The 20,675-nt window shown below is 70.7% G+C and carries 13 protein-coding genes and 2 pseudogenes; 10 read left to right on the top strand and 5 right to left on the bottom strand.

The window, feature by feature from the left end:
- Positions 1-56: 56 nt before the first annotated feature.
- The 5 genes from AB0472_RS25575 to AB0472_RS25555 all read left to right on the top strand — a co-directional run bounded on the left by AB0472_RS25575 (position 57) and on the right by AB0472_RS25555 (position 6,183).
- Complete coding sequence (locus AB0472_RS25575; protein WP_366359327.1) at positions 57-788, top strand: TetR/AcrR family transcriptional regulator; 732 nt, start codon at positions 57-59, stop codon at positions 786-788.
- A 16-nt stretch (positions 789-804) separates the two neighbouring features.
- Positions 805-3,258 (top strand): SpoIIE family protein phosphatase, encoded by a 2,454-nt coding sequence (locus tag AB0472_RS25570; protein WP_366359325.1) that lies wholly within the window; start codon positions 805-807, stop codon positions 3,256-3,258.
- A gap of 263 nt (positions 3,259-3,521) precedes the next feature.
- The gene (locus AB0472_RS25565; RefSeq protein ID WP_366359323.1) at positions 3,522-4,445 is read left to right on the top strand and encodes an aldo/keto reductase; all 924 of its coding nucleotides are present in this window, start codon (positions 3,522-3,524) and stop codon (positions 4,443-4,445) included.
- A gap of 446 nt (positions 4,446-4,891) precedes the next feature.
- Entirely contained in the window at positions 4,892-5,515 is a 624-nt protein-coding gene (locus AB0472_RS25560; protein WP_366359321.1) for a sigma-70 family RNA polymerase sigma factor, read from the top strand.
- A complete protein-coding gene (locus AB0472_RS25555) occupies positions 5,512-6,183 on the top strand; it encodes a hypothetical protein (RefSeq protein ID WP_366359319.1) in 672 nt (223 codons plus the stop codon). The genes AB0472_RS25560 and AB0472_RS25555 overlap by 4 nt, the downstream gene beginning before the upstream one ends.
- A gap of 373 nt (positions 6,184-6,556) precedes the next feature.
- Here AB0472_RS25555 and AB0472_RS25550 read toward each other — a convergent pair whose 3' ends face one another.
- Together AB0472_RS25550 and AB0472_RS25545 are read right to left on the bottom strand one after the other, a co-directional pair.
- Positions 6,557-7,432, bottom strand: coding sequence for an NUDIX domain-containing protein (locus tag AB0472_RS25550; RefSeq protein WP_366359317.1), 876 nt, complete (start codon positions 7,430-7,432; stop codon positions 6,557-6,559).
- 147 nt (positions 7,433-7,579) lie between these two features.
- Positions 7,580-7,867: pseudogene (locus AB0472_RS25545) on the bottom strand (ABC transporter ATP-binding protein); the annotation flags it as partial.
- Positions 7,868-7,980: 113 nt separating this feature from the next.
- Between AB0472_RS25545 and AB0472_RS25540 the strand changes: the two are divergent.
- Positions 7,981-8,313: pseudogene (locus tag AB0472_RS25540) on the top strand (TetR/AcrR family transcriptional regulator); the annotation flags it as partial.
- A 537-nt stretch (positions 8,314-8,850) separates the two neighbouring features.
- On the opposite strand, the gene AB0472_RS25535 reads toward AB0472_RS25540, so the two are convergent.
- Positions 8,851-9,819 carry a helix-turn-helix domain-containing protein gene (locus AB0472_RS25535; protein ID WP_366359315.1) on the bottom strand — a complete coding sequence of 323 codons (969 nt, stop codon included), beginning with the start codon at positions 9,817-9,819 and terminating at the stop codon, positions 8,851-8,853.
- A 275-nt stretch (positions 9,820-10,094) separates the two neighbouring features.
- On the opposite strand from AB0472_RS25535, the gene AB0472_RS25530 reads away from it, so the two are divergent.
- From AB0472_RS25530 to AB0472_RS25520, 3 genes are all read left to right on the top strand, one after another.
- Entirely contained in the window at positions 10,095-13,826 is a 3,732-nt protein-coding gene (locus tag AB0472_RS25530; RefSeq protein WP_366359313.1) for a S8 family serine peptidase, read from the top strand.
- A 446-nt stretch (positions 13,827-14,272) separates the two neighbouring features.
- Entirely contained in the window at positions 14,273-16,675 is a 2,403-nt protein-coding gene (locus AB0472_RS25525; RefSeq protein ID WP_366359311.1) for a hypothetical protein, read from the top strand.
- Between the two features lie 70 nt (positions 16,676-16,745).
- Positions 16,746-18,011, top strand: a complete 1,266-nt coding sequence (locus tag AB0472_RS25520; protein ID WP_366359309.1) for an SGNH/GDSL hydrolase family protein — start codon at positions 16,746-16,748, stop codon at positions 18,009-18,011.
- 12 nt (positions 18,012-18,023) lie between these two features.
- Here AB0472_RS25520 and AB0472_RS25515 read toward each other — a convergent pair whose 3' ends face one another.
- Positions 18,024-18,890: an alpha/beta hydrolase gene (locus AB0472_RS25515; protein WP_366359307.1), complete on the bottom strand. Its 867-nt coding sequence runs from the start codon at positions 18,888-18,890 to the stop codon at positions 18,024-18,026.
- A gap of 279 nt (positions 18,891-19,169) precedes the next feature.
- On the opposite strand from AB0472_RS25515, the gene AB0472_RS25510 reads away from it, so the two are divergent.
- Positions 19,170-19,529, top strand: a complete 360-nt coding sequence (locus AB0472_RS25510) for a nuclear transport factor 2 family protein (protein WP_366359305.1) — start codon at positions 19,170-19,172, stop codon at positions 19,527-19,529.
- A gap of 100 nt (positions 19,530-19,629) precedes the next feature.
- Here AB0472_RS25510 and AB0472_RS25505 read toward each other — a convergent pair whose 3' ends face one another.
- On the bottom strand, positions 19,630-20,604 hold the full coding sequence (locus AB0472_RS25505; protein WP_366359303.1) for an NADP-dependent oxidoreductase: 975 nt from the start codon (positions 20,602-20,604) through the stop codon (positions 19,630-19,632).
- Positions 20,605-20,675: the final 71 nt, after the last annotated feature.

The following is a 20,675-nucleotide window of genomic DNA, read 5'->3' as shown; positions in this document are numbered from 1 at the left end:
CCCCGTAAGTTTACCAATGTTATGGAAAATAATCGCAACAGTGATAAATTGGACCGATGCAGGAACGGGCCGTACGTACCCAGGAACGGGTTCTGCGCGCCGCCGCGGAGCTGCTGAGCTCGCAGGGGCGTGCCGGTGTCTCCACGCGTGCCGTGAGCGCGGCAGCCGGTGTGCAGCCCCCCACCCTGTACCGCCTGTTCGGTGACAAGGACGGGCTGCTCGACGCCCTCGCGGCCTACGGTTTCGAGCAGTACCTGCGCGAGAAACAGGCGCTTGCGCAGACCGACGACCCCGTCGCGGACCTGCGCCGTTCCTGGGACCTGCACGTCGAGTTCGGTCTGTCGCGCCCCGGCTTCTACGTACTGATGTACGGCGAGGGCCGCTATCGCGGCGGCATGCGGGGCGGGCTGGAGACCATCGCCATCCTGCGCCAGACCCTCGCCCGGGTGGCCGCGGCCGGCCGGCTCCGCATGAGCGTGGAGCGGGCCACTCAGCTGGTCCACGCCATGGGCCTGGGTGTCGTCCTGTCCCTGATCGCCACGCCGCCCTCCGAACGGGACGAGACCCTGCCGGCTACGGCCCGTGAACACGCACTGCGCATGATCACCACTGCGGACACCGTGGGGGAGCAGGGCTCGTGCGCGGACACGGCGTGCCGGGCCGCGGCCCTGCGCGAGGCGCTGTCCCGGGACGGCACCACCCCGCTGACACCGTCCGAGGGCGCGCTCCTGGCGGACTGGCTCGACCGCCTCGCCGACGTGAACTCCGCCGCGCGGTCGGCATCCTGAAGGAGGGACGGCGCCGATGGCCGGAGCCAGGAACGCGATGCCGGAGGCCGGACGGGAAGCCGGGCAGTCGGCAGGCCCCGCGATGGCGGTGGTGGACGCGCACGGAGTGGTGGCCGCCTGGAGCCCGGAGGCGGAGCGGCTCAGCGGCGTCGTCGCCGCCGACGCGATCGGGCTCTTCGCCGGACGGCTGCTGGCGGACCCGGCGGTGGTCCTGCGGGCGCCCGCCTTCAGCGACCCGAGCCGCCGCGGAGACGGCTGGTCCGGGATCGTCGGCCTCCGCCGCGGCGACGGACCGCCGCGGGACGTGTACCTGCGGCTCCATCCCCTCACCGAGCGCGACGGCGGCGTGCGCTGGCTGGTCACCGCGACCGAGATGACGGCCGTTCCCTCGTGGCCGATGAACGGCGCCGGTGTGCGGGCACTGCTCTCCGGGGCGCCGATCGGCATCGCCGTGCGCGACACCGATCTGAGGTGCACCTGGGTCAACGACGCGTTGGCGCTGCAGGACGGCATACCGCGCGAGAAGAGACTCGGACGCCGGCTGACTCAGGTGCTGCCGGGACCCGAGGCCGAGTCGGTCGAGGCGGTGATGCGGCTGGTCCTGCGGAGCGGGAAGCCGCAGGTCGACCACGAGTACCGCGCGTGGATGCCGACGAGGCCGCAGCAGGAACACGCGTTCTCGACCTCCTTCTTCCGCCTCGACGACGCCGACGGGCGCACGTTGGGGGTGTGCGTCATGTGCGTCGACGTGACCGACCGGCAACGGGCCCGCGAACGCCTCGCCGTGCTCAGCGAGGCCAGCACCCGGATCGGCACCACGCTGGAGGTGATGAGAACCGGTCAGGAACTCGCCGACCTCGCCGTGGCCCGCATCGCCGACTACGTCACCGTGGACCTGGCGGAGTCCGTCGCGGAGGGCGAGGACTCCCTGGCCCGGCTCGGCGCGGCGAACGGCCGCGTGCCCGCCTTCCGCCGGGCGGGGGTCGCCTCGGTCCACGACGGCGCACCGGAGTCGCTCTTCCCGCGCGGGGAGACCGTGTCCGTGCCGGCCCCTTCCCCCTTCACCGAGGTCCTGGTCACGGGCGAATCACATCTCGAACCGGTGCTGAGCACCGCACGGGACCCCTGGCTGGACGCGGACCAGGAACGGTTGGAGAAGGTACGCAGGTACGGCATGCACTCGCTGATGATCGTGCCGATCCACGCGCGCGGCGCGGTGCTGGGCGTCGCGGTCTTCGTGCGCATGGGCGACTCCGTGCCCTTCGAGAAGGACGACCTGCGGCTGGCCGAGGAACTCGTCGCGCGCGCCGCCCTGTCCCTCGACAACGCACGGCGGTACGTACGCGAACGCACCGCCGCCCTCGCGCTCCAGCGCAACCTGCTGCCGGGCAGACTGGTCGGCGGGGCAGCCGTCGAGGTGGCCTCCCGCTACGTTCCCGCCGACACGGAACACGGCGTGGGCGGCGACTGGTTCGACGTCATCCCGCTGTCCGGCGCCCGGGTGGCCCTGGTCGTGGGCGACGTGGTCGGCCACGGCATCAACGCGGCCGCGACCATGGGCCGGCTCCGGGCGGCGGTCCACACCCTGGCCAACCTGGACCTGTGCCCGGACGAACTGCTGGCCCACCTCGACGACACCATTTCCCGCCTCGGCGTGCAGGACGGCGGCATCCCGGACCGCGCCGCCGCGGAGTCCGGCGCCACCTGCCTGTACGCCGTGTACGACCCCGCCACCCGGCGCTGCACGATGGCCCGGGCGGGGCACCCGCCGCCCGTGGTGGTCTCGCCGCAGGGCGGCGTGTCCGTCCCCGACCTGCCCGCCGGTCTGCCGCTCGGTGTCGGACCGGCCTCTTTCGAGTCCGTGGAGGTGGAACTGCCCGAGGGCTGCGTGGTCGCGTTCTACACCGACGGGCTGGTGGAGACCCGGGATCAGGACATCGACGCCGGGATACGCCGGCTGGGCACCGCCCTCGCCCGGCCGGACCGCCCGCTGGACGAACTCTGCACCGCCGCGTTCGACACCCTGCCGTCCAGGGCACTGGACGACGACGCCACGCTGCTCCTGGCGCGGCCCCGTTCGCTGCCGCCGTCGCAGATCGCCACCTGGGACCTGCCGAGCGACCCGGCCGTGGTCGCGCAGGCCCGGGCCCTGGCCACCGCCCGGTTGACCGAATGGGGACTGGAGGGGCTGGTCGTCACCACGGAACTCATCGTCAGTGAGCTGGTCACCAACGCCGTACGCCACGGCGCCGGTCCCATCACCCTGCGCCTCATCCGGCACGAGGTGCTGGTGATCGAGGTGACCGACACCAGCGACTCCGTCCCTCGTCTGCGCCATGCCCGTCCGACGGACGAGGGCGGGCGCGGTCTCTTCCTCGTCGCACAGCTCGCCAGCCGGCGGGGCACCCGCAACTCGTCCGCGGGCAAGACGGTCTGGGCCGAACAGGAGATCAACCCGCCCGCTTCCTGAGGGGGTCCGCACCGAAGCCCCTGCTGCCCGATGGCCTGCTGACAGATGCGCTGTGCTGCTAGGATGTCGGCCATCAGATGAGCCTTCTCGGCGCGGATGCAGATCCGCCGGGGAGGCTCTTTCCGTGTTCGGGGCCCGCTCGCCCCGACGCCGGTGGTCCCGCTACGGGTTGTCGCCCTGCCGGACGGCCTCGACGCGCCGCGCACCACGCACAGCGGCACACGTCGGTTCCTTGTTCCTGACCGTGAGAGGAGACCCATGCCATGGGCCAACGCACGAATGCCGCGTCTGCCGCGGGTACCTGGCAGCTCGGTGACCGGACCGTCAACCGCATCGGGTTCGGCGCGATGCGCCTGACCGGTACCGCGCCCTTCGACCGGGGCGTGCCGCGTGACCGTGATCGGTCGATCGGCGTGCTCCGCCGGGCGGTCGAACTCGGCGTGAACCACATCGACACCGCCGCGTTCTACTTCTCGGCGACGCGTTCCGCCAACGAGCTGATCAACCGGGCGCTGGCGCCGTATCCGGAGGACCTGGTCATCGCCACCAAGGTCTGGCCGGGCCGTGATCCCTCGGGCGCCTGGTGGTGGGCCGCGCCGGAGCAGTTGCGCGGCCAGGTCGAGGAGAACCTGCGCCAACTCGGCCGAGACCATCTGGACGTGGTGAACCTGCGCGTACCTCCGAGCCTGCGGACCGGCTCGATCGGCGAGCACTTCGGCGCGTTGGCCGAACTGCGCGACGCCGGGCTGGTACGCCACCTCGGCCTCTCCCACGTCACGTCCGTGCAGCTGGCCGAGGCCCGGGCCATCGCCCCGGTCGTCTGCGTGCAGAATCCCTACGGCGTCGGTGCGCCGGAGGAGGACCGGGCACTCCTGCGGCTGTGCGGTGAACTCGGCCTCGCCTTCGTCCCGTTCTTCGCGATCGCGGGCGCCGGGCGCGAGGCGGGTCCGGGTGCCGACGACCACGGGACGGTGTGCGCCGTCGCCCACACGCACGGTGTGTCAGCGGCGCAGGTCCGGCTGGCCTGGACCCTGCAGCAGGGTCCGCACGTGCTGGCGATCCCGGGAACCGGTGATCCCGGCCACCTCGCACAGAACGTGGCGGCCGGCACGCTTCGGCTCTCGGAGGACGAGATGGCACGCCTTGCCTCGCCGCGGCCGGCCGGAGCGCAGATGCTGCCCCGCTGATGCCGCCGGGAGGAAGGACTGCGCGGCCGCCGTCGCTCCGCGGACCACCCCCCCATGACTCTAGGTGAAGCTTTGGGGCATGCGCCGAGTGTGGCGTGCACCGAGCGTGGCGCGCGCCGATGTGCGCTCGGCGCGCAGGCGGCGACCTGGTGTGATGTAGAACACGCCATGGATACGCAGAACTGTTCGCTCGTTCACTCCCACGGGTCCGGCCTGGTCAGGACGCTACCGAGGGTGACTAGCACTGCTTGTTGAACATTACAGCACGCTGACCGGCAGGGACGCTCGGTGATTTTTTCTGTGCGCCGTGAGTGATCCGCCCCGCGAATCACTTAGGTGGGTCTCAAGCCCAACGGCCCGTCGGCGCGCACGAGTTGGCGCCGGTCCCAGCCGACCCCGATGGAGAGGAAAAGCCTGCCCATGTGCCGTGCCGCCGGGAGGCCTGCGTGAATCATGACGACGTCCCCGAGGACAGCCCAGCCCCGGACCAGGGCGTGAGGCTGTCACAGGACATGTACCAGCCGCTCGACCTGGCGATCGACTTCGAGGCGTTCTACCTCGGGCACCAGGAGCCGTTCCACGCCTACGCGGAAGTCCACTTCGGGACCCGAGAGCTGGCCGAAGAGGTCATACACGAGGTGTTCCTGCAGATCCATGCCGGCTGGACACAGCTGCTCAGCTCGGGCTCCCTGGAGCAGGGCGCCTGGGCGATCATGCGGCGGGCCGTCCATGACCGCCTCGAACGCGAAGGCCGTGCACCCGCGTTCGTCATCAACGGGCCCATCGCCCAGGCGCTGGCCCCGGCACTCGCCACGGCCCGGGACAAGCTGCACAAGATGGAGTCGGCCACTGGCCTGTACGAGGCGATCGCGGAACTGCCCAACCGTCAGTTCGAGGTGATCGTACTGCGCTACATCCTCGGCTACCCCACCGCCAAGGTCGCCTGGTACGTCGGCATCGACGAACGCACCGTCGGCCACCACCTGCGTCGCGGCAAGGAACGCCTGCGCCTGAAGCTCGGCCTGCCCGACGAACGCAAAAGGCCCCATCAGAAAGGGGAACGGCCGTGACCACCACTCTCGACGCCCTGCTGAACGAAGTCCGGCTGCCGGTCGCAGCCCCGAGCCGGTTCGACGTCGCCGCAGGCCTGCGCCGGCTCGCCGCCGACGCCCGCCGCCGCACCCCGACCACGGACATCGCCCGCGCCGCACAGGCCGGCCAGCGGTTGGGCGTGGTGTGCCGGTGGGTCCTCAACGAACCGGCCGTCGCCGACCACGTCGCCAAGATCGCCGAAGGTCCCGAGCGCGCCCCGCTGACGGAGGAGCACCTGGACCTCGACGGCGCCCTCGCCTTCGCCTGCCTGCTGTACCTCACCCGCCACCCCGAGTCCGCCCAGTTCTGGTGGCAGCTCGCCGCCGGCGCCGGCAGCCGCGCCGCCGCCTACTGCCTGCACCTGCACCACCTGGCCCTGGGCGAGTCCAAGCGGGCCCGGCACTGGTTCCACCAACTCACCCACTCCATGGCCGACACCGCACCACCCGACGCGGCCTTCCTCGAAGGACTCGAACTCTTCGCCCGCTACGTCCGCACCAACGGCTCCACCGCGCTGGCCCCCACCGGCCGTCTGGAGAACGAGATCGACCGGCTCGCCGCCCGGGCACCCGGCCGCTCCGTCATCGTCGCCTGTCCCGACCGGCAACTGGTCGACCAACTGCAGGTGTTCGCCGCCAGCCGCTGAACCGGCCCCGAGCACCAGGAAGAGAAGAGAAGGAAAGAAGGAGGGGAGCCCCGCTCCGGCCACCGGTTCCGAGGCCAACGGCCGGGCGGACTCCCCGCCAACGACGCCATACACAAGGAGGCAGCCTGAGACGGCGACGACCACGACCCCATCGCGTGGTGGCCGGCCCCGGAGCCGATGTCCAGGGCGCGGGCCGGCGATGTCACCGAGGATCTCGGCTCCCGGTCCGTCCCCCTCCCAGGGCATCGAGGACATCCGGTCGGGGACCGGCGGCGTGTAGGCGCGGGGCAGTTGGCGCCGGCCGTAGATCTTCCAGGCTCGGGTGCCGATGTCCTCGACGGTCACGGTGCCTCCTGGGCGGGTGAGTTGCAGATCAGTGGTGCGAGACGAGGTAGGCCGGGCCCTCCCCGCGCCGGGCTCGTTCGACGGCTGCGAGACGGGTGAAGTCGCGCGGCGCCATCAGCTCCCGCCAGGTGCTGAGGTCGTGGACGGCCCACATATCGTGTTCGGCGGGATCGAGTCGGATCCGGCCGAGCTGGTCCGCGGTCAGCCGGCCACCGTCGAAGACAAGCCCCACCCTGTTCAGCGGCCGGCGGGGCCCGGCGTGCAGGAAGGACGTCAGGAGCAGCCTAGGAGTCCCGAGGGCCAGCTCCAGGCCGGTCTCTTCGACCGCTTCGCGCCGGGCGGTCCGGAGCGGGTCCTCTCCTTGGGCGTCCAGGTTTCCGCCGGGGAACTGCCAGGGGCGTGAGTGGTAGACCGAGCGCAGCTGGACGGGGCGGTCCTGCTCGTCACGGACGTACAGACAGCCGTACACCGTGTGGTGCGGAATGGTCCGCGCGTACTGCGTGGGTGTCATCGGCATGCGGCGGCCGGGCCTGGCCGGGCGGTGGTCGAACTCGAAGGCCAGGGCGCCGAGCGCCTCCTTGGCCGGCGGGTAGATGCCGCGCAGCCCGTGCAGCAGGTCGTCGCGTGATCCGTCCGGGTCGATCCGGGTGGCGTCCTCCGAGCCGAGCAGGTCCTCGAAGGAGGCGTACGGGGTGATCCGCTTCACGATGACGTCGAGTTCCCGGTCGCTGTCCCGGTCGTGGAAGACGATGGCGTCGCCCACGTCCACGGCCGTCTTCTCCGCGGTGGCGGCGCGGACCTCGATCGTCTTGCGCCCCGACTCGACCTGCGCGTAGTAGCGGCCCATGAGTCGGAAGTGATGCTGCCGCGGCGCGGCCCGATCCTCGTCCTGCGTGGTGTACATGAAGACACGTCCTTCCCGGTGGCGGGGGGATCGGCTGAGAGCGGTGCCGCGGGAGACGGGTCATACCTGGTCCCGGGCGGTGGGCGGTGGGCGGTGGGCGGTGGGCGGTGGGCGGGGCAGGGTTCGGGACGGTCACGGCCGGGGCGTGTCGAGGACGTAGATGTGGTCGGCGCGGCGGACGCCGGACATGCGGTGGGTGACCAGGACGACGGCCCGGTCCGGCGCGGCCAGGCGCCGGATGCGGTCGAAGGCTGCGATCTCTGCTGCTGGGTCAAGGGCGGACGTCGGCTCGTCCGCGATGAGGAACCCGTCCGCCTGTGATGTTGAACTACGCCAGTGCGTGCGGGCCAGACCCACTTTCTGCCATTCACCGCCGGACAGTTCGATGGCACCGCGGAACATACGGGCCAGCCGACTGCGCAGGCCCTCGGGGAGCCACGGTCGGCACGCCCGTTGTCTGCGAGCGGGCCGAGGCGGCGCCGCCACACGGAGTTGATCACCTACTGGAGTTGGCAGACAGTGTCTATGCGAGGTGGTGGACACTGTCCATGACTGCTGAGGGGTCGCTGCGCGAGCGGTTGATCGATGTCGGGGTCGAACTCGTGCTGACCGAGGGCTCTCCGTCCGTGGGCCTGCGGGACATCGCCCGTCGCGCGGGGGTGTCGCACGGAGCGCCGCGTCGGTACTTCCCCACGCACGACGCGCAGCTCTCGGCCATCGCGCGTCACGGATTCGAGGACCTCGGAACCCGGTTCACGGCCGCGGTCGCCGAAGCGGCCACACCGCGCGGCCAGTTGGAGGCCCTCTCGCGGGCGTACATCGGGTACGCGCTGGAACGGCGCGGCATGTTCGAGCTGATGTTCCGGCACGACCTGCTCGACGGTGCGCCGCAGGCATCAGGCCCGGCACAGGGGCAACGGCTGACCGACGTGGTCCAGCCGGAGCATGTCGCCGCGGCCGACCGAGGTGTGCCGGGTTTCGCGGGCGGGTCAAGGGCTCGTCATGGCACCGCACTCGACCCGGTACCGTAAGGGTCCACGACTCCACACCCTGACATGGAAAAAAGAAATGCAGGATGCACATCCTGGACGGCCCCGGCGTTCTTTCCGCCCGTGCCCGGAGTCTGCTCGAACGAACGGGTCGGCGCGAACATCGGCAGGAACCCCGACTCTCCACGGAGTTCCTGCGACTCCCTGACCGCGTTGGCCGGTCGATCCCCCCCCCACCCCTGATGCTCGTCATCCGCAGGGAAGGATTCGAGCAGAGATACGGCGGGCTCCGCTGCCAGGTGCGCCGCAGCTGGACCATCCGGGGCGAACGTCACGACTCGGTCCGCGAGTGGCACTACGACCTGGGCGTGTGCCGCCACGACCGGCCGCCGCCGGCCCCCGCCGCCGTGGCCGGCCGGCGCACGGGTCTCAGATCCAGCCCCTCTTGGCGGCCTCGACACCCACCTGGAAGCGGGTTTCGAGGCCGAGGCCGGAGGCGATCGCCCCGATCCGGCGGGTCACCGTGCGCGCGCTCGTCCCCAACTGCCGTGCGATCGCGTGGTCCTTGTAACCCGCCTGCATCATCTTCAGCAGCAGGAGGTCCTGCGGGCTCGGCCCGTCGGGCGTCGCCGGCGCCGTCGCGACGAGGGACTGCGCACGCTGCCAGTAGGAGTCGAACAACTCGAGGAGCGCGTCGAGCAGGCCCGACTGGTGGACGACGGCGATCCTGTCGTAGCGGCCCGGGACCAGCGCGACCAGGGCGACGCGCCGGTCCATGATGCGCAGCCGGAAGGGCAGGGCCGGCAGGATGCGGGCCTGCTCGCCGATCTGGGCGAGGTGGGTGATCAGTTCGAACCGGCCGGGCTGTGCCAGCGCCTCCTGGGTGTAGACCGACCGTATGTCGACGCCGCGGCCCAGCAGGTCCATCGTCAGGGCCTCTTCCAACTCGGTGCTGTAGGGACCGAGATAGGGAGGCCGGTCGAGCACCCAGAAATGGGTGCGGACCGACTGCATCAGTTCGGCGACGCGCAGCGTGATCTCCGCCTCGCCGGTGATCACCTCCACCAGTCCGGTCGGATCCTCCTGCAGCCGATGGGCGCGGTAGTCGTCCGCCAGGTCGTCGACGGTGCCCCACACGGCGGTGAACGCCGCCTCGGTCTCGGCCCGGCGTCTGGCGAGCAGCGCCCTGAGCGCGGTGTGCGGGCTGACCGGCCGGTACTGGCCGGGTCCTTCCTTTCTCAGCATGCCCAGTTCCACCAACCGGGAGACCGTGCGCCTGATCCGGCTGGGCGTGGTGCCCAGGTTCTCGGCGATCTCGGCCGCCGTCCGGTCCGACGTGGTGAGGTAGACGCGGTAGACCCGTTCGTCGAACTCGCTGATCCCCAGGGTGCTCAGCACCGGTTGCCCTCCCAGCGATCGCCGTCCGTCGAGCTGCCGGGACGGCCGTGGCGCGAATCGCCAACTGGCGATGTACGACACGAGTGTGATCTAGACATTCGCCGTTCACAAGCTTTCACTCTGAACGTTCACGCCACCTGTGGACGGTTTCCGAGCACCCTCGGTGCCTACGACCGGTCAGGCGGCGCCACTTGGAGGGCAGAGGACAAACGTGCTCTGCCCGACCGCGAGCCGGGAGAGACCCTGTGAAAGCGCACCACCACAGACGCTGGAGTGTGCCGGTTGCCGCCGGCGCCCTGGCGTTGGCGCTGTCCGGCCCCTGCGACGCGACGGCCTTCGCGTCCTCGGCGGCCCGTCCCGCCGCCGACCACCTGCCCAGCGCATCCCTGTCCACCGCCTCCACGTCCGACCGGGTGCCCGCGGGCGACCACTCCGTGACGCTGATCACCGGAGACGTGGTCACCACCCGGCAGAGCCCGAGCACCGGCAACGGGACCGGAGGCGTCGTCAGCGTCCGCGGCGCCGACGGGCGCCCGGTGCAGACCCACGTCCTGACCTCGGGCGACGACCTCTACGTGTTCCCCGAGTCGGTGCTGCCGTTCGTCGCCAAGGGCATCCTGGACCGGCAGCTGTTCAACATCACGGCCATGATCGCCGACAGGTACGACGACGCGCACCGCGACCGGCTGCCACTCATCGTCTCCTACACCCACGCATCCGACGCCCGCGCCAAGGCCGCCGCCCTGCCCGACGGGACCACCCGGGTCCGTACCCTCGACGGCATCAACGGCGCCGCCCTCACCGCGGACCGCGCGCACGCCGCGGACTTCTGGAAGTCCGTGACCGCGACACCGTCGGCCGACGGCGTCCGCAAGCAGTCCGCCGCACCCGCCTTCGCCGACGGGATCGCGCACATCTGGCTGGACGGCCTCGTCCACGCCGACCTCGCCGACAGCACGGCGCAGATCGGTGCCCCCCAGGTCTGGGCGAACGGCAACACCGGACAGGGCGTGGACGTGGCCGTCCTGGACACCGGCGTCGACGCGGGACACCCGGACCTCGCGGACCGCGTGGCGGACCGCCAGAGCTTCGTACCGGACGAGAACACGGACGACCACGTCGGTCACGGCACGCACGTCGCGTCCATCATCGCCGGTACCGGCGCGGCCTCCGACGGCAAGGAGAAGGGTGTCGCCCCCGGCGCCCGTCTCGACATCGGCAAGGTGCTGGACGACACCGGCTCCGGTCAGACCTCCTGGGTCCTGGCCGGCATGGAATGGGCCGCCGTCGACCAGCACGCCAAGATCATCAACATGAGCCTCGGCGACGGTCAGCCGTCCGACGGGACCGACCCCCTCAGCCAGGCCGTCGACACGCTCAGCGCCGAGACCGGCGCGCTGTTCGTCGTCGCCGCGGGCAACTCCGGGGCGCCCGCCACCATCGGCGCACCGGGCGCGGCGAGCGACGCGCTGACCGTGGGTGCCGTCGACTCCAGCGACTCCGTGGCCGAGTTCTCCAGCCAGGGCCCGCGCGTCGACGGCGCGCTGAAGCCGGAGATCACCGCCCCCGGCGTCGACATCCTCGCGGCCAACTCGCAGTTCGACGGCAACGGCGAGGGTGCCTACCAGACCATGAGCGGCACCTCCATGGCCACGCCCCACGTGGCGGGCGCCGCCGCGCTGATGGCCGCCGCCCATCCCGACCTCACCGGAAGCCAGCTGAAGGACCTGCTCACCAGCAGCTCCCGGCAGACCCCGCAGTACGACGCCTTCCAGGCGGGCAGCGGCCGTCTCGACGTCGCCGCGGCCTCGCACGCGGGAGTCTTCGCGACGGCGACCGCGTACGCCGCGCAGGTTCCGCAGAGTCCCGCCGGCGGCGTGCAGCGCCCGGTGACGTACACCAACACCACGGACAGGCCCGTCACCCTCGCGCTGAGCGTCGAGGCGGTACACGCCCCCGCCGGTGTGTTCCGGCTCTCCGCCTCGCAGGTGACCGTGCCGGCACACGGTACCGCCGGTGTCACCGTGACGATCGACGGCTCGGGCGTCACCACCGACGGCCGGTACACCGGCCAGGTCCTCGCGAAGACGGCGGCCGGCGAGGTCGCCGCACACACCGCCGTCTCCCTCGGCGACGTCGAGCACAAGCTGACCATGAAGTTCAAGGACGCCCAGGGCCGGCCCATGCCCGGCGTGGTCGAACTCCTCAGGTCCGGTGACGACTCCCCGATGTTCGTCGAGATCGACGAATCCGGCATGGCGCAGATGTACCTGCCGAACGACGTGTACTCGGTGCTGTCCTTCAAGACCGTGCAGGGCGTCCACGGACCCCACTCCTGGGGCATGGCGCTGCTCGGCGACCCCGACGTCCGCATGGACCGCGACACCACCGTCACGCTCGACGCGTCCAGGATCGGCCGCATCGACATGACCACGCCCCAGCGGACCGAGACGACCTACCAGCGGCTGGACTACACCCGGCTGATGGGTGGTCAGGTCTGGCGCGACTACATGGAGACCCAGACCAACTACGACAGCCTCTGGGCCCAGCCGACCACCCACAAGGTCACCCACGGCGACTTCTACCTGGCGGCCCGCTGGCGCAAGGAGCAGCCCGCGCTGTCCGTCTCCACCAGGACGACCGACTTCACCGACGTGCTGCGCCAGGACGGTGTCACCCCCCTGCCCAAGGGCACCGCCAAGCTCCCGCTGGTCTTCGCCGGCCAGGGCGCGACCACCGACTACGCCCACCTCGACGTGCGCGGCAAGGCCGTGGTGGTACGCCGTAACGACGACGTGTCCGACAGGAACCAGGCGGCTGCCGCAGTGGCCGCGGGTGCCAAGCTCATGCTGGTCGTGAACAACGTGGACGGCCGCGGCTTCCGCTCCTACAACGCGCCGTTCAGCTCGACGCCCGTCCGGCTCGACGTTGGCCTGCTCAGCACCGACGAGGGCGAGAGGCTCGTACGCCAGGCCCAGACCCGGGGCGCCACGGTCACGGTCGGATCCGCGCCCGTGAGCCCGTACGTCTACGACCTCGACCGGACCTGGCACAACGAGATCCCCGCCCACCTGGTGGTGCAGGGCAGCGCCAAGAACCTCGCCCGGATCGACGAGACCTTCGACAGCCCCGCCCCGGGCACCACCGGCGGCGAGTTCCGGTTCGACTGGCCCGCCTACAACAACTGGGCCATCGGCGAGATGATGCCGGAGCCGGTACGAGGCAAGCGCACCGACTGGGTCTCCACCGGGGGCTTCAACAGCTGGAGCCAGAGCGCGTATGCGGACGGCCTGGTCTTCGAAGCCGGCCCCAAGACGTCCTACCGGGCCGGCAGCACCCGGTCGGAGGAGTGGTTCAAGCCGATCGAGCGGCCCTACCTGAACGACGTCTACAGTCTGCCCACGCGCACGGGTGACCACCTCTACATCGACGCCCCGGCCTGGGGCAGCCACGACCACGTGGGCATGAGCCAGATGGACCCGGTGACCGAGCAGCGCCAGACCCTCTACCAGGGCACCACGCAGCTGGGCACGGGAACCTTCACGAACGTCTCGGGCGACGCACCCGCCGCCGGCAGTCTCCCGTACCGGCTGGTCGTCACCAGCAAGCGCGACGTGGCGTTCACCCCGTACTCCTCCAGCACGCGCACCGAGTGGGACTTCACCTCGAAGGCGGCCGCGGACGGCTCCGCCGCGGTGCTGCCGCTGGTGCAGATCGACTACGAGGTCGGCACCGACTCGGCCGGGCGGGCCGGACGGCACGACTCCCTGTCCGCCACCGCCGCTCAGCTACCGGGCGCCGTCGGCGCCGGCCGGCTCGGCGCGGTCACCCTGGAGATGTCCTACGACGACGGCACGACGTGGCACCGGGTCACCGGTGACCACGCCGGGCGGTTCCGCCTGGACGCGCCGAAGAAGGCGTCCTACGTGTCGCTCAGGGCGAGCGCCCGGGACTCGGCGGGCAACGCGGTGCACCAGACGGTGATCCGGGCGTTCGGCCTGCGCTGACACACCGCCACGGTTCACACCTGAGGTTGAACGGTCCGTCCGGAGGCCACCCGCCCCCGGACGGACCGTTCGGGCGACCCTGTCGGCGGCCACATTGCCGCACTCTCGCAGAGAGATCGGATGGCGGCAGATAATTTCCGTCCCAGATCTAGGACTTGGGCCCACTGTTCCGTACATTCATCGGATGTCTGGGCCATCGCTCGTCCTGTGGGAGATCGACCATGCGCACCGTTGTCGCCGCGTGCCTTGCTACCGCCGTGGCTTGTCTCGGTTTCACCGGCGGCCCGCCCGAAGCCGTCGCCGCCGACGCGTCCGCTCACGCGCCGGACACCTTGCACGTCGCGCCCGACGGGCGTGGTTCTGCATGCAGTGACCGCAGTCCATGCGGTCTGGAAACCGCTCGCGACCGCGCGAGATCTCTCGTCCCGCACGCCGCCGGCGACGTCGTGGTCGAACTCGAGGGCGGTACCTACCGGCTCTCCGCTCCCTTCCGGCTCGGCGTCCAGGACTCCGGGCGGCCCGGCCACCCGGTGGTGTACCGGGCGGCCGCGGGGCAGACGCCGGTGCTCAGCGGCGCGACCCGGATCACCGGCTTCACGCGGGTCGACGCCGCGAAGAACATCTACCGGGCCCGGGTGCCCGCGGGCGCCGCCGGCCGGGAGCTGTTCGTCAACGGAACACGCGCCGACCGGGCCCGCGGGCCACGCAACCCGGCGGGGTTCTCGGTCACCGCCACCGGCTTCACCACCGCCGACTCGTCGTACACCACGTGGACGAACCCCGCCCAGGTCGAGGTCGTCCGCAACAGCGGCTGGAAGCAGATGCGCTGCCCGCTGGCGTCCATCACCCGTTCCGCGTCCGGCGGTTCGGACCTCACCGTCGATCCCGGCTGCTGGAACAACAACCACAACGCGGTGCCCAACCCGAGCTTCCCCTTCAACGGCGCCGGACTGCCGACCATGGACGGCGTCAGCTGGCTGGAGAACGCCTACCAACTCCTGGGCACACCAGGCCAGTTCTACCTCGACGAGGCCGCCGGCTACCTCTACTACGTGCCGCGCGCGGGCGAGAACCTGGCGACGGCGGACGTCGAACTGCCGGTGGCGCCCGAACTCGTCGACGCCTCGGGCACCCCGGGACACCTGGCCCCCGTCAACGACACCGACTGGCGGGCGGACTACACCGGCAGCTGGGGATACTCCGACGGGCGGCACCTCGGCGACCTGAACGCGGACGTGCACTACACCTCCAACGACGGTGACGCGGTCTCCTACACCTTCACCGGCACCGGGATCCAGGTGCTGTCCGAGACCAACTCCGACGAGGGCACCGCCGACGTGTACATCGACGGCAAGAAGGTCTCGACGGTCTCCGGGAACGGCCCGGAACGCCTCGCCCAGCAGGCCATGGTCTCCGTCACCGGACTGCCCAAGGGCAAGCACACCCTGCGTCTGGTCAAGACCGGCGGCACCTACCTGCTCGTCGACGGGTTCACCGTGATCCCCGACGTCGTGGCACCCGTGCACGACCTCGTCTTCTCCGGACTCACCTTCGCCTACACCACGTGGAACGCCCCGTCCGCCGAGGGCTACGTGGACAACCAGGCCGGGGTGATCTGGGACCCCGCCACCCGCACACCCATCCGCATCCCCGCGGCGGTCCAGGTGCACCGGGGCACACGGATCTCCTTCTCCGGCGACGTGGTCCAGCACACCGGCACCAGCGGTATCGACCTGGCCGACCAGACACAGAACTCCACGGTCGAGGACGGCACCGTCACCGACACCTCCGGCACCGGCATCTCGGTCGGCGAGGTGGACGACTACTACCAGACCGACCCCGCCCTCATGACGAGCGGCAATACCGTCTCCGGCAACACCGTGCAGTTCCCCGGCCAGGAGTACCAGGACGCGGTCGGCGTCTGGGTCGGCCACACCAGGGCGACGACCGTCTCCCACAACGACATCGGCTACACCCCGTACTCCGGCATGTCCGTCGGCTGGGGCTGGGGATGGGCGTCGAACTGCACACTGCAGGCCAAGCAGGGTCTGCCCGACCCCTGCCTGCACGGCACCACGTACGCCGGCGGCAACAAGATCCTCGGCAACCACGTGCACAGCGTCATGGGCGCGCTCTTCGACGGCGGTCCGATCTACACCCTCGGCGGCCAGTCGGCAGCCTCGGAACTCGCCGGCAACGTGCTCTCGGAGTGCATCGACGGCTGCAACATGATCTACCACGACGAGGGCAGCTCGCTGTGGAACACCCACGACAACGTCGTGCGCTTCGCCAACGGGTCGCTCTGGACGAACCTGTGGACGCCGAGCATCCACGACGACACGATCCACGACAACTACAGCGACACCGCCTCCTACAACAACAACGGCACCGACATCACGTTCCAGCAGGCCACCGTGGTGACCGACGGGAACTGGCCGCCGGCGGCCAAGGCCATCATCAAGGCCGCGGGACCCGGCACCCTCCCCGGCCGGACCGTCGACGACGACGACCTGCGGATCTCCTACACCGGCAGCTGGTCCTCCAGCGGTTCCCGCGGCTACGGCGACCTCGACGACGGCGTCCACTACGCCCAGCACGACGGCGCCGCCGCGACGATCACCTTCACCGGCACCGGGATCAGCTTCCTCACCGAGACGAACTCGGACGAGGGCGACATCGCCGTCACCCTGGACGGCGCCCCCCGGACGACCGTCAGCGCCAACACCCCGCAACGACACGCCCAGCAGAGCGTGTACACGGTCGCGAACCTGCCCGCCGGCACCCACACGCTGACCCTCACCAAGGCCGGCGGCGACTACCTCCTGGTGGACGGCTTCACCCTGAACTGACCGCGGACCGCGATCACAGGCAACTCACCGCCATCGGGGCCGGCCGTGCGCCGGGAGAAAGGAAACACCCATGCTCTCCGCACCCAGACGTAAGCTGCTCGCCGTGCTGACGGCACCCGCCACGGTCGTCGCGCTGCTCACCGGCGCGCACCTCGCCACAGGCCGAACGGCCGTCCCACCGGCAGCCGACTCCACCGCGTCGCACGCCCAGGCACCACAGGGCCGGGTCGCCGCCTGGTCGCCGAGCATGACGGCCGGCGGACCGAACTTCAACGACCAGACCATCCGGATGGTCGCCCACTCCACCGTCGACGGCGGCGCGCTGCGCATCCACCTGTCCAACCTGCGCGGCACCATCCCGCTGACGGTGGCACACGTCACCGTCGGCGCGCAGGCCGGCCGGGCGACGGCCGTCGCCGGGTCACTGCTCCCGGTCGCCTTCGACCACCGCAGGTCCGTGACCGTCCCCACCGGCGGGGAAGTGGTCAGCGACCCGGTGGCGATGCACGTCAAGGCCGACCAGAGCATCCTGGTCAGCATCTACCTGCCCCATGCGACCAGTTCCGCCACGTGGCACTCCGACGCCTTCGACACCAGCTACCTGTCGGGGCCGGGCGACCACACCGCCGAGGCGTCCGACGCGTCCTTTGTCGCGGCGCGGACCTCCTGGTACTACCTGTCCGGGATCGACGTCGTCCCGACACGTGCCCGCGGAACCGTGGTGGCCTTCGGAGATTCGATAACCGACGGCTACAACACCCCTGCGGGGGCCTACCACCGCTGGCCCGACGACCTGGCCAGGCGGTTGGCCGGTACCGCCCCGACGGCCGTCGTCGACGCCGGCATAGGCGGCAACCGCGTCCTGACGGACGTCCCCAACATCTGGCAGGGCGTCAGTGCGAAGAAGCGCTTCGCCCATGACGCGCTCGGCCAGCCGGGAGTGAAGGACGTGATCCTCCTGGAGGGCATCAACGACATCGGCAACAACGCCGGTCCCGGCGGCGCGCCACTGACCGCGCAGGACCTGATCGACGGCTACCGTGACCTGATCCGGCAGGCGCACGCCGCAGGGGTCCGGATCATCGGCGGCACCATGCTGCCCGACAGGGGCAACGGCTACTACTCCGACGCCGCGGAGGCGATCCGCCAGGCGGCGAACCAGTGGATCCGCACCAGCGGGGCCTTCGACGGCGTGGTCGACTTCGACAGGGCCGTCGCCGACCCGGCCGATCCCGCCGCCCTCAACCCGGCCTACGACTCCGGCGACCACATCCACCCCAACGAGGCCGGCATGCAGGCACTGGCGAACACGGTCGATCTCTCCCTGCTGAGGTGACAGACGCCCCACCTAGGTGAGGACGCGGCCGAGGAAGCCGTGGATGTACCCGCTGATGGCGTCCAGGTGTGTCTCGAGGGCGAAGTGGCCGGCGGGCAGCAGGTGGACCTCGGCCTCGGGCAGGTCGCGCGAGAACGCTCGCGCGCCGTCCGGCCCGAAGATCTCGTCCCGCTCGCCCCAGACCGCGAGCAGCGGCACCTGACTGGTACGGAAGTACTCCTGCAGCTTCGGGTAGCCCTCGATGTTCGTGGGGTAGTCGCGGAACAGGGCGAGCTGCACCTCGTCGTTTCCGGGCCGTTCCAGCAGGAGCTGGTCGAACATCCAGGTGTCGGGGCTGACGAGGCTGGTGTCGGACGCGCCGTTCTCGTACTGCCAACGCGTGGTACTGGGACTGAACTTGGCCCGGGCACCCGGCTCCGTGTCCCGGCCGGGTTCGGTGGCGTACGCGAACAGGTCGTCCCAGAAGGGCTTGGTGAAACCCTCCATGTACGCGTTCCCGCTCTGCGTGATGATCGCGCTGACGTCGAAGGAAGGGCTGAGCGCCAGGCGCCAGCCGATCGGTGCCCCGTAGTCGTGCACGTAGATGGCGAAGCGCCGAATCCCCAGGTGATCCAGCAGCCCGGCGGTGACACCTGCCAGGTTGTCGAAGGTGTAGTCGAACTCGTCCACCTTGGGCATGGCCGAATGGCCGTACCCGATATGGTCGGTGGCGATCACGTGGTAGTCGTCTGCCAGTGCGGGGACGAGATGGCGGAACATGTGTGAGCTGCTCGGGAATCCGTGGAGCAGCAGCACGACCGGCGCGTCGCTGGGGCCCGCTTCTCGGTAGAAGACCTTCTGCCCCTTGATGGTCGCTGACTTGTGTCGCGTGGGAAGCACGTCAACCTCCTGCACCCTCCGGCGCTGATCTGCGTCAGATCCGCCCACCTGCCGGTGCCATGTGTTCGGCCGGGGGCGGCCGTCGCGGAGCTCGAAGCTGGTTTCCCCTGCGCGGCGTCCCGGCCCCACGGCATATGACGTCCGTTTCCACGCTAGCCCTGCCCATCAGGAAGGACAACGCGGCTCAACCACGCCGGGGCACCCGGACGACAGCCCAAGCATCACTTCTTGATCGTTCGGTCCATATGTGTTTGACGCGGTCACGACGGTGAGGCACATATGCCCCGTTGTGATCCGGTTGCATGCCCTCCTGCCCGCACGGCGAAGATCGACTGGTGCGTCCCGGGGGCTGATCGACTGCCCTGGACGGGGCGACGCACGCAGCGGGCCGAGGTCGCCGGCTATCTCAGGGTCCTGGGCGAGAACATCGTGCCGCAGGAGAAGGTCGACAAGGTCCAGGCGTTGATCGTGGAAGGCGAACACGCCGTACTCCTGGGCGAGTTCACCCGGACCGCGAGGAGTACGGGCCGCAGGTACCAGATGCCCGTCGCCATGCATCTGCAGGTCGTCGGCGACAGGGTCGCCAAGCTGTACCTGTACGAGGACACCGCCAAGGTCGCACAGGCGTACCAGCGGTAGACCGTCGAGACGCCTGATCACCGCCGTCGGCGGTGCCGGTCCAGGTGCCGGGAGAACCTCGCGGGTCACCGGTCGGTCCGGTGACCCGCGAGATCTGCGGTCAGGCGGTGGCGCCGTCCGCGTCGTCCTCGGTCACCTGGATCACGATCTTCCCGCGCGGGTGTTCCGACTGCAGGGCCTCGTAGGCGGCACGGGTCCGGGACAGCGGGACCACACGGTCCACGACCGGCGTGAGCCGGCCGTCGTCGATCAGTGCGGTGATCGCCTCCAGGCCGGCACGGTCGGGCTCCACCACGAAGAACACCCCCTGAGCCCCACGCGCGGCGGCGTCATCGGGGTTCGGCGGCTGCACGATGCTGACCAGGGTGCCGGCCCGGCGCAGAACGGACCACGAGCGGGCCTGTGTGTCGCCGCCCACCGTGTCCAGCACCACGTCGGCGCCGTCGACATGGTCCTCGAAGCGCTCGCCGGCGTAGTCGATGACCCGGTCGGCGCCGAGCCCCGAGACGAATTCACGGTTCCGCGCGGACGCCGTTGCCGTCACCCGCGCGCCGAGCGCCGCTGCGATCTGCACGGCGAAGGAGCCGACGCCTCCGGCGCCGCCGTGGATCAGGACGTGCTGCCCCGATGTCAGCGAGGCCCTGCCGACCAGTGCCTGCCAGGCCGTGAGGGCGGCCAGCGGGACGGCGGCCGTCTCGCAGTGGGTGAGCCGGGACGGCTTGACCGCCAGGGCGTCCACGGGAACGGCGACGAAATCCGCGGCGGCTCCGTCGCGGGTGAACGGGATCAGTCCGTACACCCCGTCTCCCACGGACAGACCGGTGACCCCCGGACCGAGTTCGGCCACGACACCGCTGACCTCGTGCGACGGGACGATCGGCGTCCGGTCGCTGCCGCTCCCGTCGAAACTGTCGGTCCAGGTCGCGTCCCAGGCGAGTTCCCCGTTCGTGACGGAGGCGGCGTGCACGGACACGAGCACCTCGCCCGCGGCGGGCACGGGGCGTGGCGCGTCCTCGTACACCAGTTGTTCCGGGCCGCCCCGCTTGTGGGCTCGTACAGCACGCATGGTCGTCATCGACCCGGCACTCCTTTCGACGCGGGCAGCGTTCCCGTCGGCCTTGTGGGTGGGTCCTGCCGGGTTCGCGG

Source organism: Streptomyces sp. NPDC086777, from assembly GCF_040702065.1.
Taxonomy (GTDB): domain Bacteria; phylum Actinomycetota; class Actinomycetes; order Streptomycetales; family Streptomycetaceae; genus Streptomyces.
This window is presented reverse-complemented; position numbering and strand designations above follow the sequence as displayed.